General features: G+C 43.6%; 16 protein-coding genes and 1 pseudogene. 7 read left to right on the top strand and 10 right to left on the bottom strand.

Going from position 1 to position 16153, the window contains the following annotated elements:
* Position 1: 1 nt before the first annotated feature.
* From mshL to QR722_RS01255, 10 genes and pseudogenes are all read right to left on the bottom strand, one after another.
* Complete coding sequence (mshL, locus tag QR722_RS01305) at positions 2 to 1660, bottom strand: pilus (MSHA type) biogenesis protein MshL (protein ID WP_286284959.1); 1659 nt, start codon at positions 1658 to 1660, stop codon at positions 2 to 4.
* The gene (locus QR722_RS01300; protein ID WP_286284958.1) at positions 1650 to 1991 is read right to left on the bottom strand and encodes a hypothetical protein; all 342 of its coding nucleotides are present in this window, start codon (positions 1989 to 1991) and stop codon (positions 1650 to 1652) included. Before QR722_RS01300 ends, mshL begins: the two co-directional genes overlap by 11 nt.
* Entirely contained in the window at positions 1984 to 2664 is a 681-nt protein-coding gene (locus tag QR722_RS01295; protein WP_286284957.1) for an MSHA biogenesis protein MshJ, read from the bottom strand. Before QR722_RS01295 ends, QR722_RS01300 begins: the two co-directional genes overlap by 8 nt.
* On the bottom strand, positions 2661 to 3266 hold the full coding sequence (locus QR722_RS01290) for a PilN domain-containing protein (protein WP_286284956.1): 606 nt from the start codon (positions 3264 to 3266) through the stop codon (positions 2661 to 2663). The genes QR722_RS01295 and QR722_RS01290 overlap by 4 nt, the downstream gene beginning before the upstream one ends.
* Positions 3256 to 4191 carry an MSHA biogenesis protein MshI gene (locus tag QR722_RS01285; RefSeq protein ID WP_286284955.1) on the bottom strand — a complete coding sequence of 312 codons (936 nt, stop codon included), beginning with the start codon at positions 4189 to 4191 and terminating at the stop codon, positions 3256 to 3258. Before QR722_RS01285 ends, QR722_RS01290 begins: the two co-directional genes overlap by 11 nt.
* A gap of 284 nt (positions 4192 to 4475) precedes the next feature.
* The gene (locus tag QR722_RS01280) at positions 4476 to 4706 is read right to left on the bottom strand and encodes an energy transducer TonB (RefSeq protein ID WP_286287502.1); all 231 of its coding nucleotides are present in this window, start codon (positions 4704 to 4706) and stop codon (positions 4476 to 4478) included.
* A gap of 3 nt (positions 4707 to 4709) precedes the next feature.
* Positions 4710 to 4853, bottom strand: coding sequence for a hypothetical protein (locus QR722_RS01275; RefSeq protein WP_286284954.1), 144 nt, complete (start codon positions 4851 to 4853; stop codon positions 4710 to 4712).
* 22 nt (positions 4854 to 4875) lie between these two features.
* Positions 4876 to 5661 (bottom strand): DUF3053 family protein, encoded by a 786-nt coding sequence (locus QR722_RS01270; RefSeq protein WP_286284953.1) that lies wholly within the window; start codon positions 5659 to 5661, stop codon positions 4876 to 4878.
* Positions 5662 to 5899: 238 nt separating this feature from the next.
* Positions 5900 to 6626 (bottom strand): annotated as a pseudogene (locus QR722_RS01260) (IS91 family transposase); the annotation flags it as partial.
* Between the two features lie 10 nt (positions 6627 to 6636).
* Entirely contained in the window at positions 6637 to 6966 is a 330-nt protein-coding gene (locus QR722_RS01255) for a tyrosine-type recombinase/integrase (protein WP_286284950.1), read from the bottom strand.
* 55 nt (positions 6967 to 7021) lie between these two features.
* On the opposite strand from QR722_RS01255, the gene QR722_RS01250 reads away from it, so the two are divergent.
* The 7 genes from QR722_RS01250 (at position 7022) to QR722_RS01220 (ending at position 16092) form a co-directional block, all read left to right on the top strand.
* Positions 7022 to 7165 carry a hypothetical protein gene (locus QR722_RS01250; RefSeq protein ID WP_286284949.1) on the top strand — a complete coding sequence of 48 codons (144 nt, stop codon included), beginning with the start codon at positions 7022 to 7024 and terminating at the stop codon, positions 7163 to 7165.
* Between the two features lie 390 nt (positions 7166 to 7555).
* Positions 7556 to 8971: an FGGY-family carbohydrate kinase gene (locus QR722_RS01245; RefSeq protein ID WP_286284948.1), complete on the top strand. Its 1416-nt coding sequence runs from the start codon at positions 7556 to 7558 to the stop codon at positions 8969 to 8971.
* A 216-nt stretch (positions 8972 to 9187) separates the two neighbouring features.
* The gene (locus tag QR722_RS01240) at positions 9188 to 9973 is read left to right on the top strand and encodes a DeoR/GlpR family DNA-binding transcription regulator (protein ID WP_286284947.1); all 786 of its coding nucleotides are present in this window, start codon (positions 9188 to 9190) and stop codon (positions 9971 to 9973) included.
* Between the two features lie 256 nt (positions 9974 to 10229).
* Positions 10230 to 12422 carry a bifunctional rhamnulose-1-phosphate aldolase/short-chain dehydrogenase gene (locus QR722_RS01235; RefSeq protein WP_286284946.1) on the top strand — a complete coding sequence of 731 codons (2193 nt, stop codon included), beginning with the start codon at positions 10230 to 10232 and terminating at the stop codon, positions 12420 to 12422.
* A 15-nt stretch (positions 12423 to 12437) separates the two neighbouring features.
* Positions 12438 to 13727, top strand: a complete 1290-nt coding sequence (gene rhaI / locus QR722_RS01230) for an L-rhamnose catabolism isomerase (protein ID WP_286284945.1) — start codon at positions 12438 to 12440, stop codon at positions 13725 to 13727.
* Between the two features lie 92 nt (positions 13728 to 13819).
* On the top strand, positions 13820 to 14959 hold the full coding sequence (gene lldD, locus QR722_RS01225) for an FMN-dependent L-lactate dehydrogenase LldD (RefSeq protein WP_286284944.1): 1140 nt from the start codon (positions 13820 to 13822) through the stop codon (positions 14957 to 14959).
* A gap of 74 nt (positions 14960 to 15033) precedes the next feature.
* Positions 15034 to 16092 (top strand): L-rhamnose/proton symporter RhaT, encoded by a 1059-nt coding sequence (locus tag QR722_RS01220; protein WP_286284943.1) that lies wholly within the window; start codon positions 15034 to 15036, stop codon positions 16090 to 16092.
* The last annotated feature ends 61 nt before the right edge of the window (positions 16093 to 16153 follow it).

Genomic DNA, 16153 nt, shown 5'->3' with positions numbered 1-16153 from the left:
GTTATTCCACGTATAACCAATCTGCCATCTGATCACGACTCTGCTTGAGCTGTTGACGCCAGGTGTTTGCATCTACAACTGTAGGCTTTAACAAAATCACCAATTCCTTCTTGGTTTCAACGTCATTTTTACTCTTAAACAAATTGCCGAGGATTGGAATGTCACCTAAAAATGGCGTTTTAGAATCCCGTTCGGAGACCATGGATTGCATCAAACCGCCGATGACCACAATCTCACCGGAGTTGGCGTGGATCACAGTATCAGACTCTCGAATATTGCTTTGCGCTAAAGGTAAAACAAAGCGCTCTTCATTTAAGGTAATCACTTTCTCTTGTTCATCTGTTTCAATGACTGATGGATGAACATGTAATAAGACGCCGCCTTTATCATCTATTTGCGGGGTGACGTCTAAGGCAATACCGGAGAAAAAAGGCGTCAGTTCAATATTCGGCGTAACCGTAGTGGTACCTGAAGTAATAGTGTTTTGGTTTGACACGTCGGTAACAAAATATTCATCATCACCCACCTTTATCACTGCTTTTTGATTATTGGTTGCGGTCACTCGAGGACTCGACAAGACCTGCACATTGCCTTGGGTTTGAAGTAAATTTAGTACACCAGAGAAGTCTTCATTTAGGAATGACAAACTGGTGATCCCACCTAACGCGGCTGTTATACCATTGCCAAACGTACCCGCTGTAGTAGAAAAAGACAATTCTGTGCTACCGCTACGATCGGCGATTTGATTCCAGTTTATCCCCTGTTGATATTCATCGCTTAGGGATACTTCAATAATACGTGCTTCTAGCACCACTTGACGTTTAACAATTTCTTCAGATACTTTGAGGTAGTCTCGAACATTGCGTATTTCCGTGGGCATGGCTTTTACCGTGACCAAGCCGGCTTGCGGTGTAACCATAACCATGCGGCCATCTTCGCTGCCGATCATAGATTGCAAGGTCGCTTGTAGGTCTTTCCAAAAGTCAGTATCGGTGCGAGTGCTAATATTGGTGCCATTAATATTATTGCTGCTCAAACCACCGACATTATTGCCACTTGAAGAATTACCACTGAAATTATTGACGCTGTTGCTGTTACTTCCGTTATTGTTATTGCCTTGATTTTGCGACACGCCTCCTGATGTAATACTGGTTTGGGTCATACCGTCTCTTTGCATCAACAAATAGTTAACAGCAAAGGTTTCGGTGCGCATGCCGGATGGGAAAACACGAAATATTTGATCAAGCTGCTGAACATCGTACCCATACAAATCAGAGACCAAACTGAACACCTGGGCCAAAGAAACCTGCTTTAGCGTTAACGAAATTTTACCGCTAACTTCGGGATGAATAGCCACACTGTATGGCGTATCAGCTACTAAACCGGCGAAGAAGCTGACTGCATCAACGCCTTGCGCATTGATATCATACTTTTCTTCGCTAAATAAAGGTCCTTGTGCGGCCGACTGATCGGGAAGAAGCGCCTGACTGACTACATCAGGTAGGCTATCCAACGGCTTGGTAGCTTCATCTTGCATGGCGGAAACTTGTTGTTCCAATGCATTGTCCATAGACTGTTGTGCAGGGCCGGTTTCAGAAGTAGTTTTACAGCCTAACAATGTAAGCGCCAAACCGATAATTAGTATTTGCTTAGAAGTCATTCGATGCATCTTTTTTAATAGAGAATTGATTAATAAATAATTCAGTTTCACGGCCTTGGGCTGAAAGTACTACACCCTTATCGTGTACTTTTTCCACAATATAGCCATGCCAGCGCTGGCCTTCAGCAACAGTATCACCATTAAGAACCGCATGATTACCAGTACTTTTGATAATCACTGCAGAAACGGCAATAATGGATGAACTGCCGCTTTCTTTACCCGCAGCGCTGTTGCCAGCAATAAATCCTTTTGGTTGTGTGGGGTCGCTCAACTGTTGCCCACCGGCTTGGCTAAGGCCAAGATAGAGCAGCACAAAAAACACTTTACGCATCCGTCCATACTCCAATAAAAGCTCGGCTGGTACTTAGAGTATAAATCTCAATTTGCACCTTAGCACTGGGATATTCGCCAACCTGATAATTGAATTTTTTCCAATAGAACTGATAAGGTAAGGCTTCGACTCGCTGTAAATATTGCTGAATTTCAAAATATTTACCTTCCAGCGTGAGCGTTACCCCATGCTGATATAGATTCACATCAGTTAGTTTTTTTTCATCCTCAAGGGCGAGTAACTTAGTCGGCGCAATAGAGCGCATTTCTAACAATTTCAAGGTTTCGAACTGAGCGAAAACACTGTCTAGTAATTGTGGCATTTTATTGGCGGGGACCAAATTTTCAGTTTGCCTCGCTAACGATTGATCTGCCGCGCTGATTTGAAGCTGAAGATTAGCTAGACGGGCTTTTATTGGCGCATTGGGATCTTGTTGTAAGCTTTGTTGAAGTGCTGCAATTTGGATTTCTAAACGGGCAACCTCAGCGCTCTGGCGCTGAATTTCCATTTTGTTACTTTCCCATTGCACCAGCAAAGGCTCAACAAATAAAACGGTTCCACCGAGCAAAATTAAAATAACAGTGGCAATGGCCGTCAGCACACGTTCTCTTAAGGAAAGAGCGTAAAACTGATTTTGGATACGCTGATATTGTTCCCCTAAGGTGCGACTCATTCAGCCCCCTTTTTGACGTCATCTAATTCAGAGCTCAACACAAAACGTAATTGGTCGTTGTCAATTCGGTTGATGCGAGCGCCAGCAAACTCTTTACCGTAAAAGTACTCGGCTTGATTTAACATGCCTATCCACTTTGGTAGTGCAGTAGAATCTGTTGCTGTCCCTTCTAAAAACAACTTCCGCTCGTCCAATAAAATCTGGGTTAACCACAAATTGCTTGGGTGATTGGCGGCAAGATCGAGCATAAGCTTTGAAAAACCATTAATCTTTTGAGTTTCTCGATGACTCAACTGATCCAAGATAGTTAATTTAACATCTAATTCCTGCTGATGCTTTTCAACTGACGCCACAATAGTGTGGTCTTGACTCCGAGAATCTTTCGCTTCAATCAAAGAATCAACCAAGAATTTTTTTCGCTCAACATCTGCCAGCAAGTAATCAATTTCTTGCGTTGCCTGTTGTATTTGGCTATTTGACCAGAACCACATGCCCATTATGAAGGCAAAACTTAGCATTGCTAAGAGCATCACAAAGTTCAAATTGATCAGGACGATCTTGGGTCTGAGATCATCTCGGAAGAAATCTATTCTAGTTTTCATGGTCCGGTCCATTATTTTGCATGCAGGCAGCTCCCAGACTGCCAATTAATCCGCTGCGATATTGCAAGTCATCTATCTTTGCAATTTTAGGTTGCAGTACTTCTACTGTCATAAAAGTCATCTGGTGTAATATCTCGATTAATTTTTCCAAATGACTGGATTCAATACTAATCAATAAATTCTTCACTGGCGCCTGACGCAGCTGACTTTCAAAGTAGTCTAACGAGCGCTGTATCTCAACACTCAGATTGTCGCCCACACCCATTTCTAATTCTTTTTCACTAAAGGTGGATAAGTTTTCGTAACCTCGAAGACGCCTTGAAAAATACACTTGCCCAGCTTTAATAATATTAAGGCAGATTTCTTGCCCCGCTTCTTGTACTAACGTCATTACGGCTTCGTCTGTTTGCTCAACAAGATCAGCCACCACCAACTCTAATACACCGATAGTTCTTATATCTAACCCGCAATCGTTTAAGCCATCAGTGATATTTTTTAATTCTGACTTCGACATTGCTACAACATTAACTTTATTTGCACCGGCACTTTGCGCAGGTAAATCAAAGTAATCAATGACAACATCATCTTGGATTGGCAGTAGGTCTTTAACACTCCAAACAAGAGCTTGCGCTACTTCTTCTGACTTAACCAGAGGTTTATCGACTTGTAGTACTTGATACTTGCTTGCGGCAAGCACAACGTGGCAGGCTGTATTGGTAAGTGACTGCTGGGATACATAATCGGCAAGTCTTTTCTGCCAATTATTGGTGGATAACAGTTGCTGTTTAACCCAGCGCACTCCTTGCTTGTCTTTCAGCAGTACGGACACCTGAATGGCATCTATTCCAAATTCAATACCAATGGAAAAATACTTAGACGGTTTCTTGAAGTGTTGCTTAAGATACTCTCGCCAACCTGCATACATAGATTAAGCTTTATTTTATTTAATTATTATCAGCACATTACAACAAACTTTGATTACAAGCGCTACAAAAAACGCCAAAAGAGTAGCCTAATAGCAGCACGAAACAATAGACTCAATCAAGAACTACGATACAAATACTGCATTGCAGCGGGCACAATGAAGGTAAAAGGGTGACAAATATGGAGATCTGCTTAACCGGCTAGGTCAAAACTGGCCTGAATAAAAATTATGCTCTGGTGTAGATCAACAGGGAAAATTCATAGATGTCTGCATAGACGGGCATACTATTCAACTTCTAGCTTCACCTGAAGCTCATGGCTTTTTATGGGTTTACCTGCATCAGATAGTGCCGGCAGATATAGCCATTTAAACAATGTTCTTACTGCATCTTCAGTGAAGCCTCCTTCCTGACTCACTTCAATCACAGTAATGTCTTGGGTTCTACCATTCTCACTAACTGCATAGGATAAGTGCACCCAGCCAGGTATTCTAGCCTTGGGGGCAAGGGTTAAAATGGCTTAGGGTTTAGATGCATCCTTTTGCTGAGAACGATATAAGTCAGCGAGTTTACTATATCCGTTATTTTCCCATTGCAAGAAAAACTCATTAGCGGCTGTAGTGGATTCAAATGCTAGATCGAATGGTGTGCGGATAAAAATCATTACCCACCCTGTTATTCTTGGCCTAAAAGCCTCGATGCAGCTTATCATTCGCGTCATTTTGCCAGTACTGCATGGTTTGAAGCATGGAATTGTATCGAGAGGCCAGGACTGCATTATTGAAGATTAATCCGCTTTGTTGGCTAAATTCATATTTTTCTCTATTTTCAAATAAGAAATCTGCCCTTTTGGCCTCATTTTCTGCAGATTGGCGGATAACGTAGATTTGCGGTCTGAAAGAGGTGATGTGCTCAGATAATAAACGACTCAGCGCAGGCCAAAGCATTTTTCGCCTTTCCTCGGATAAATCTGTTGAAAGCATTTTTTGGCGTACTTCTGTTTTGTGCTCCTTCAAAATACTGATAAATTCTTCCATCATTGCATGCAACTCAGACAAAGTACGCTGGTGGTAGGCATAATATTCTGGATCTTTTAGTTTATTGAGTTTTTCATCTCCTTCTTTCCATATCGGAGCAGAAAGGGCGAAAATTTGCTGATTTCTTACAAATAATCTCGACAGGGCGAAATCTACAGTAGTGATGACGGCTTGAAGTTCGCTGAACGTAGGATATTTCTGAAATCCAGCTTTAACCTTGGCTAAATTATCTAATGAGACACCCTGCTGGAGTTCGTAATCCGCCAAAGTTTTAGCATTATTAATACCGTTACTATGAGCCTGCAGGACTCTTTGAATATTGCTTATATAACCATTAATTAACTTACTTTCTTCACGATATTGGTCGTTAGAATCACAGGCAATTAGGAGGATTAAACATAAGACAGTACAAATAAACGAACGAGCAGTTTTCAATGTCTTCTTCCTTGAATAGCTTGAATCTCAGATAAACTGAGCTTTCATCAAATAAATCAGATTAAATTGCTTAAAGGTAAACTTTAAAAATACCAAATCAGGTTAACAAACAATATGCAGCTAATACAACTTGATATAAATATCATAACCCATTGATAAGATAATAAAAACGAGCCTAGACTAAGTAAACTAGACTCTGGGACCTGTAGAATCTGACAGGTTACACTGACAGGTGCCTGACGACCCATTCCCTACTTTGCTGCTGTGTACACCACTCACTAAAGTCCCTAGGCTCAATCAGTTTTGTTAAATCGCCATAAAACAGCAAGGCATTATCTGCATACAATTGACGTAACCCTTCGACAAACAAGCGCCGAAACAGACGAGACAGCACCCGTACAGGTAAAAAGAATCCTGTTTTACATGCCTGCCACTGTTGCTTGTCTGTACTTATCCCACCGCTAGGCACAATACAATGCACATGCGGATGATGAGTCATGGCGGAGCCCCAGGTATGCAATACCATGGTCATGCGCAATCTGCGCGCCTAAGCGTTTAGGGTCTTTGGCAATCGTGAGTAAGGTTTGCGATGCGGCTTTGAACGACAAGTGATACATCTGAGACTTATTGTAAAAGGCTAACTGACTGATGGCTGCGGGCAAGGTAAACACCACATGGTAATACTCTGTAGGTAATAATTGGGTTTGTCTCGCCTCAAGCCAGCGCTTAGCGGAGGATGATTGGCACTTAGGGCAGTGTCGATTGCGACAGGAATTATAAGCCATTAATTGCGTATCACATTGTGGGCAATGTAATAGATGACCACCCAATTGTCCGCTTCTACAGGGCTGGATGGCCGACATGACTTTGAGTTGATTGAGACTAAAATGTCCTTGCTGTGCTGCCTTGTACTGCGCGCCATAAATACGCAAGATATCTGCCACCTCAAGTGAGTTGCGTGGCATGTCATGTCACTCAATGTGTGAGCTTCAGCGTATCAAGTGGACTGACGACCTCATGCAATAATTTGGTTGCAACTTGTGCATACAAGGCCGTGGTTTCCAAATTACTCTGTCCCAGTAAGGTCTGTATAACGCGAATATCGACTTTGGCTTCCAGCAGGTGCGTCGCGAAGCTGTGCCGTAAGGTGTGCATGGACACCCGTTTTTCAATCTCAGCATCGTGTGCAGCCGCTTTACAGGCACGACTTAACTGGCGTGTCGAGAGGGGACGAATGGGTTGCGACCTGGGAACAACCAGCCTCCATTGAGCATCAAGTGCTGCGCATGGGCGTAATGCCTCCAAGCTCGTGTTCAGCTATGCTGAATGGTGCTCAAACCTTCACAAACGGGAGGCTATTATGTCATTTTATTCGGGCACTGACTTACATTCAAAAAATCACGTCGTGGTTGTCATAGATGAAGTGGATAACAAAGTTGTGGATAAGCGTATCGACAACAATTTACACGCCACACGTGAGTTACTTGCCTCTTGCAAGGAGTAAATAAAAATGGTGGCCATTGAATCTACCTTTAACTGGTATTGGCTCGTTGATGGCCTGATGGATTGTGAGCTTACGGCAGTGAAGCCGGGATCAATGTGTTTGAATATTCTACGCTGCTGCAACAGGCAAAATACCAAAGTAAAAGTAACCCCAGAAAATTACCTGCCCTGGAATTATCCACAAGCCAGCTACAATAGGCTGACTTAGGTTTTCTTGCCGAAGTCACGCTATGCTGCCGTAAGCTCAGTCATAAACACCTATTTATGATCTACATCAACGCTGAATAAAAGCGGTGGCGCATATGCCCTCACTTTATCTTCAGTAGACAAAATATTAAAAAAATGTAAATATCTTTCCATATGATTGAAAATGATTGTTAATGGAATAATTGTGAAGAATCAATACACGTTAGTTTTTGATATCGGGAAAACCCATATAAAGCTACAGGTAGTGGATGCTTGCTTTAATACCCTTGTTGAGGCAAAAAACAAAAATCAGGTAAAGCAAACTGAATTGTATCCACAGGCAGATGTAGACGCCATATGGACGTGGTTGATTACGACCTTACAGTCCTGGTCAATCACTCAAGATATTTCAGCCATAATTGTGACGACTCACGGCGCAACGGCTGCCCTGATCAATCCTGCCACAAAAAATGAAAATGGTTTAGTGTTACCTATTTTAGATTATGAGTACAACGAGATACAAGATTTTGACGAAGAATATACCCAACTAAGGCCTGCATTTACGGAGACTGCTTCACCTGCGTTGCCCGCCGGTTTAAACCTGGGACGACAGCTTTATTGGTTAAATCGTTCATTTCCTGCTGAATTTTCACAAGTAACTCATATCCTGATGTACCCCCAGTATTGGGCTTGGCGATTCACCGGCCTTTGCACAACAGAGGTGACGTCACTGGGGTGTCATACGGATCTGTGGGCACCACAAACAGGCAATTATTCATCCTTGGTGGATAGGTTATCTTGGCGGACATTGTTAGGTAAGCCAGTTCCTGCATGGACTGAAATAGCGAATGTGCAAACTAAAGTGCTTAAGCAAACTGGGCTCAAATATGACTGTAAGGTATTTGTAGGTGTACATGATAGCAATGCCAGTTATTTGCGCTATTTACGTAATCAACAGCAACATGCTAGTCGCCTTGATAATAGTGAATTTACCGTTATATCGAGTGGCACCTGGACTATTCTAATGTCTTCAGGTTCTTTGGCTAGATTAGATGAGCATAAGGATATGTTAGCCAACGTGGATGTCTTGGGTAATCCTGTTCCTTGCGCACGATTTATGGGGGGCCGGGAATATGAAACCATTTGTACTCAACTGGGGGGGGGCCATGAGCAAGTATGTTCCGCCTCGGTATTACAATTTGTATTAGACCAAAAGTTTATGGTGACCCCTGATTTTAGTGGCGGAAATGGTCCTTTTGGAGGTATGAGTCCCATTATAAAAGCGCCTAATAAGAGTCAATATGCCCAAACGATTGCCACTTTATATTGTGTTTTAATGATTGACTACCAACTCAATCAATTGTCCTCTTCAGGTGCCATATACATCGAGGGCGCATTTTTGCAAAACTCATTGATGTGCCAACTTATCGCCCAACTCCGTCAGACCCAAACGGTGTTTTTATCCACAGACGACAGTGGCACAGTGCAGGGCGCTGCGCTATTAAGTCAATGGCAACAAGGAAAAGTTAAAGTGGAGCATGGCGTTTGTTTAGGAAGTTCATTTACTGGATTGGCAGAATATAAACAACATTGGCTAGATTTAATAAATAAAACAAGTTAATTCAATCACGTTTTTCATTATTTGATTGATTATGAGTGTTTTTATGGTTAACTTAGTCCATTAGTAGAATAGGTAGTCTAGCAAACTTTACCGTTATGGTATTTGCATGGATTGTAAGGGAGCCGTTTAGCCTTTCACTACTTGACTTATTTTTAAGTACAAGTACCTATACATAACTATATGTAGCGACCATTTTATTATTGAGGAAGAGTGTTTATGTTAGAAAAACAGCGTCAACAACTAATTATTGAGCTGCTTGAAGAAAATACTTTTGCCAGTGTAAAAATGTTATGCGATCAATTAAATGCGTCGGAAGCCACTATCCGTCGAGACCTGTTAAAATTAGCGGGTGACAAAAAAATAAAGAAAATAAGAGGCGGCTGTGAAGCGCTGTTGGCTAAGGACAAACCGGCTCGAAAAATATCAGGGAGTGCATTTTTAGCAGCTAAAGAACGTCACCCCAATACCAAACGATTAATTGCACAAAAGGCGGTTGAGCTATGTGAAGAAGACGAATCCATTATTATTAATGGCGGTAGTTCTACCTATATGATGGCCGAGTTTTTACGCACTAGAAACATGAATATCCTCACTAACTCGTTTGTGTTAGCACAAGAATTATTAGAAAACAGTGATAATCAAATTACCTTGCCCGGTGGCGAAATCTATCGCAAACAAAGTATTATTTTAAGTGCTTTTGAGAATGATACTATTCAAAATTATCACGGCAGCAAAATGTTTATGGGGACACCTGGTATCAGCGAGTTCGGAGTCATGGAGACAGATCCTTTGCTCATTCGCGCGGAACAAAAGCTACGTAAACGGGCAGAGAAACTCATTGTATTAGCCGACAGTTCAAAAATTGGCGTAAAAGGAAATCTTATATTTAGCACCTTGTCTGACGTCGATATGGTGATAACAGACAGCCATGCTGATCCAAAAGTATTAGATATCTTCAGACAAGCAGGTATTGAGGTCATTATCATAAACGCTGCAGATTAACACAAGCCCTCCTATTTTTTGCATCTCCGAATGACGTATTCACTTAGTTAAGCCAAAAAACAAACTTCGACGCTACAAACCTAGATAAAAATACTACTGTGTTGTGCATCTTCACGGATTTCAGTCTTTTTTAAATGCTAATTTGACTATATTTGATTGAATATGATTGACATGATTCGGAATGAATGTATATTGTTTGTTAACGCGTTGTGCTTTTTATGCAACTTTGTTTGAACTCATTGAACAGGAATCACCAATGGCATACCGTCCAATCGAATATAAACATGTCAACTATCTGTGGGAAGATGAAATCGCAGACGCATTAGGACCAGTAGATAATTTAGTTTATCGCTCCAACAAGCTTGGTGAAGATCAACGCATTACCAACACAGGTGGCGGCAATACCTCTGCAAAATTAATGGAAACCGACCCGTTAACCGGTGAAGAGGTTGAAGTGTTGTGGGTTAAAGGCTCAGGTGGTGATCTGCGAACGTCAAAAAAAGAAAACTTTTCTTCTTTATATGAAGGGAAATTACAAGACCTAGACAAGCTGTATCAAAAGCAAGTGGTTAAAGGTTATAAGTCAGCAGCTGAAGATGCCATGGTCGGCATGTTTAAACATTGCAATTTTTGTTTAAATCCCAGAGCGTCGTCCATCGATACCCCACTGCATTCCATGATCAACGAAAAACACATCGACCATTTGCATCCCAATGCAGTCATTGCCATTGCCTCGTGTAAAGATCAAGAAGCCCTAACCGCAAAAGTGTGGGGCGGTAAATTAGCCTATGTACCTTGGATGCGCCCTGGTTGGGAAGCCGCTAAGGTATGCGAAGACGCCTTTGCCGCTAAACCTGAAATAGAAGGTATTTTATTAGGACAGCATGGCCACACGAACTGGGCCAGTGAAAGCAAAAGCTGCTATGAAACTTCGTTATGGGTTATAGAAACTGCAGCTCGCTATATTGAACAACACGACAAGGGAGAACATACCTTTGGCGGCCAAAAATACCAAAGTTTGAGTGAAACCCAGCGCAATGCGTTACTGGTTGAGTTTTTACCGGTTGCCCGTGGATTATTATCTGACAAAGTTAAGTTTATTGGTACGGTGCAAACTGACGATACGACCTTACGTTTTGTCAATAGTCATGATGCTTCTCGTTTAGCGGCACTCGGCACCTCTTGTCCCGATCATTTTTTACGTACCAAAATTAAACCTTTGTTGGTCGACTTTGATCCACAAAATGACAGCTTTGATACTCTGGTTGCCAATTTTAAATCGAGTCTTGCACAATATCGTGACGATTACGCCAAATATTACCAGCAATGTAAACGTGATGATTCACCGGCCATGCGCGACCCAAGCCCTACCGTGGTATTGATCCCCGGTATCGGTTTGATTGCCTGGGGTAAAAACAAGAGCGAGTCCCGTGTTACTGCTGAATTCTATAATTGCGCCATTGAAGTCATGCGTGGAGCCGAAGCGATCAGTGAATACACGGCCTTGCCTGTACAAGAAGCGTTCGATATCGAATATTGGGCCCTGGAAGAGGCTAAATTACAACGTATGCCAGCAGAGCAAACGCTCGCACGTAATGTGGTAGTAGTGATTGGTGCCGGTGACGGTATAGGTAAAGCCACTGCTCACCGCGTTGCTGGCGAAGGTGCCCACGTGGTTTGTGCTGACTTACGTTTTGCAGCGGCAGAGGTCACGGCGGCGGAACTGACTGCCCAATACGGCCAGGGTATCGGTGTATCAGGTAGCGGTATTTCAAGTTGTGGGCCAGCTATTGCGCTGTGCGTAGACATTACTCAGCGTGACAGTGTTAAGGCGATGTTTGAACAAGTTTTGTTAGCCTACGGCGGCATCGATAATGTGATAGTCACCGCTGGCGTATTTGTCGCTGAAGGTGAAGATTATCAGCGCAACGATACTATTTTTGATACCAGCTTTGCCGTCAATGTGAAGGGGGGTTACATAGTTGGGACTGAGGCTAATTCTATTTGGCAAAGGCAAAATCTCAAAGGCGCTATGGTACTGACTACCAGTGTGAATGCCGCCGTCTCCAAAAAAGGCTCTTTAGCCTACGATACCAGCAAAGCAGCGGCCAATCATTTAGTCAGAGAGCTAGCGGTTAGTTTCGCGCCGTTAATTAATGTAAATGCACTGGCACCCGCTACCGTCGTACAAGGCAGCACTATGTTTCCCAGGGAGCGGGTGATTTCATCCTTAAGTAAATACGCTATCGCCTTCGATGAAACGGAAGAAACCGATTCGTTGCGCACCAAGTTAGCGGGATTTTATGCCCAGCGCACCCTAACCAAACAACCTATTACGCCAGAAGACCAAGCTGAAGCAGCCTATTTATTGATTTCTGGTCAACTAAGCAAAACCACCGGACAGGTCATCAGTGTTGATGGTGGTTTGCATGAAGCGTTTTTGCGCTAGTAGAGGAATGAGACCATGAATAGAATTGAAAAAAGTTTTATCAGCGATGTAAACCAGCAGTACATTGCTGACTTGCAAAAAGATTATGATTATTTAGGGGAAAAGCTATCCCGCACCGGTCAGGATATTGAAACGCTCACAGGTGCAGCACAAGCTTTTCAGATCGCCGTTCCTTCCTGGGGAACAGGTACCGGTGGTACACGCTTTGCTCGTTTTCCGGGCATAGGTGAGCCAAAAAACATCTTCGATAAACTGGAAGATTGCGCGGCGATAAACGACCTGTCACAAAGCACAAACTGCGTTTCACCGCACTTCCCGTGGGATAAAGTGGACGACTTTGCTGACCTAAAACAACGTTCGGATGCACTGGGATTATCCTGGATTGCGGTTAATTCCAATACCTTTCAAGATCAGGTAGATCAAAAACATTCCTATAAATATGGCAGTTTAAGTCATACCAATGCCGATGTTCGCCAACAAGCCATTGAGCATAATCTCGATGTGATCAAGTGGGGGCAAGCCTTGGATGCTAAAAGCCTTACCGTGTGGGTTGGCGATGGCTCAAATCATCCGGGTCAACAGCATTTCCAGCGCAGTTTTGAGCGTTATCTTGAAAGTATGCAGACGATTTATGCACAATTGCCATCTGACTGGGAAATGCATATCGAACATAAAATGTTTGAGCCTGCTTTCTATTCCACCGTTATTCAGGATTGGGGTAGCAACATCTTGGCCGCCATGGAGCTTGGACCAAAATGTAAATCTTTAGTGGATTTAGGTCACCATGCGCCGAACGTTAATATTGAAATGATCGTATCCCGCTTGATCCAATTTAAGAAATTGGGTGGTTTTCACTTTAACGACAGTAAATACGGTGATGATGATCTTGATAGCGGCTCTTTGCATCCTTACCAACAGTTCTTGATTTTTAACGAATTAGTGGATGCCCAAGCCCGTGGACAAGAAGGGTTCGCTCCGGCTTATATGTTAGATCAATCCCACAATGTCACCGACCCCATAGAAAGCTTGATTAATTCGGCGGCAGAAGTTCAACGATCATACATCAAAGCGTTATTGATTGACCGGCGCGCTTTGTACGCTTATCAAACAGCCAATGACGCCATGATGGCCAGTAGCGAATTGAAAAAAGCCTTTAACCTAGATGTATCGCCTATTTTAGCCATGGCCAGATACCGTGATGGTGGCGCTATTGAACCTGTCACCACTTATCGTCAATCAGGCTACCGCCAGCAAGTGGCAAAATTGCGTCCTGCGACGACGGGTAACACGTCAGGGATCGTATAAACCATTCTACCTTTGATGCTTAAAACCAAGAGGTAAACCGCAAACCATGCGGTTTACGTCGTTTATTAGCCAACCATATTGAGGCAGTAGCTGTGATCCCTGCAAATATAGACGACTATCGAATACTCGCTAAAAAACGTTTACCAAAGTATTTATTTGAATACATAGATGGTGGCGCTTTTGGTGAAACAACCTTGCGCAACAATACAGCGGACTTACAGAAAATCGCGCTACGGCAACGGGTACTGAGGGATATTTCTACGGTAGATACATCACTTTCGTTGTTTAGTAAAAAGTGGAATTTACCGGTTATTTTAGCCCCTGTTGGTATCGCCGGTTTAAACGCAAGGCGTGGCGAGGTGCTCGCGGCCCAAGCCGCAGAAGAAAAAGGTGTGCCTTTTTGCCTCTCAACCGTGTCAGCGTGTTCAATCGAAGAAGTGCGTAAAGGTACCACCCATCCTTTTTGGTTTCAACTTTACATGATCAAAGATCGTGGATTTATGGATGCCATGTTAGAACGTGCCGTACAAGCAGGCACTGATACTTTAATGTTTACGGTGGATATGCCCGTGCCTTCCACCCGTTATCGTGACATTCGTTCTGGCCTCTCAGGGGGCAGCGTGTTGCGCCGTCTAAGTGCAAGGTTTATGCAATCGGCACTTAGACCTGCCTGGGCGTGGGATGTTGGCGTAATGGGGCGACCCCATACTCTGGGGAATATTGCTCCGGTATTAGGTGATAACGCCGGGATCGATGATTTTTGGGCTTGGCTTAACCAAAACTTCGATGCCAGTGTCACCTGGAAAACGCTGGAGAGGATCCGTGCCAAATGGCCTGGGAAACTGATTATCAAAGGCATACTGGATCCCCAGGATGCCCAAGAGGCAGCTAAATTGGGTGCAGATGCCTTGATTGTCTCTAATCACGGTGGTCGCCAACTCGATGGCGCACTGTCTTCTATTCGCGCCCTTCCAGCTATTGCCGATGCGGTGCAAGGCGACATAAAAATCCTCATGGACAGTGGTATTCGCAGTGGTTTGGATGTGGTGCGTTCACTTGCCTTAGGGGCTGATGCGGTCATGATTGGCCGCCCGTGGGTTTACGGCTTAGCGGCGGCGAAAAAGAAAGGTGTGCGCGATGTGCTCGATATGCTTGAAAACGAAATGCGCGTATCGATGGCGTTAGCAGGTTGCACTAAATTGACTGACATCAATAGCAGTACCCTGGCTTAAATGTAGCACCCAAATATTTCATTAAACATTAACCTCAGTCTGTTACCAGGCAGTAGAAAATAAGGATAAACACAGTGGTACAAAATCCGTTGTTAGGTGTGGTATTTCATTGGTTGGGGGGGCTTTTTTCCGCCAGTTTTTATGTGCCTTACAAACAAATTAAATTCTGGTCATGGGAAGTGTTTTGGCTAACAGGGGGCATTTTTAGCTGGTTAGTTTGCCCCTGGTTTTTCGCCTCCATCCAAACTGAAGATTTGATGGGGGTGCTATCCCAAACCTCAATATCGACACTACAGCAGTGTTATTTGTGGGGCGTAGGATGGGGTTTTGGAGGATTAACCTTTGGTTTGGCCGTGCGTTACATGGGCATATCATCCGGTATGGCCATAGTGTTGGGCCTGACGACCGTCATTGGTACCTTGGGGCCACCTATTCTTGGTGGCACTATCGGTGAAGTATTGACGACCATAAGTGGGCAAATTGCTTTTGTAGGGGTTTTTATGACCCTGGGCGGGGTGGTATTAGTCTCTAAGGCCACAGCCGAGAAAAACAAATCGCAGCCAGCCACAGCCAAAAACGACAACATAGATATCAAAAAAGGCATAGGTATAGCCCTATTCTCAGGCGTGATGTCCAGTTGTTTTGCCTTTGGCATTGCGTCAGGCAAACCCATTCGCGAACTCACCTTACAAGCAGGCACCGATCACTTATGGCAGGGATTGCCCGTGCTTTGTGTGGTACTTGCCGGGGGCCTCACCACCAACCTGATTTGGTGCCTTTATCTGATCATAAAAAACCGCTCAGGCAGAGAGTTCATCGGTAGAGTTGACGGAGGCAAGTCAACACTGGCGTCAAAGACCATGCTGCGCAATTACCTGTTAGCGGCCTTTGGTGGGGCACTTTGGTATTTTCAATTTTTTATGTACACCATGGGTGAGAGCCACATGGGCAAATATGAATTTTCCAGCTGGACGCTGCATATGGCCAGCATCATCATTTTCTCTACCATTTGGGGCATAGCCTTACTGGAATGGAAAGGCAGCAGCAGTAAAAGTCGAATCTTATTATTTAGTGGGATCAGCGTATTAGTGCTCTCTACGGTTGCCATAGGTATAGGCAACGCCCTGCAATAGAGCTGAATATCAAAACGAATTGGTATCCCAACAATCAGTATGCTGATTTAATTTTTGGCAA

This window comes from Aliiglaciecola sp. LCG003, from assembly GCF_030316135.1.
In the GTDB taxonomy this organism is placed as follows: Bacteria; Pseudomonadota; Gammaproteobacteria; order Enterobacterales; family Alteromonadaceae; genus Aliiglaciecola.
The sequence above is the reverse complement of the archived record's forward strand: the minus strand, read 5'-3'. Positions and strand labels throughout refer to the sequence as shown.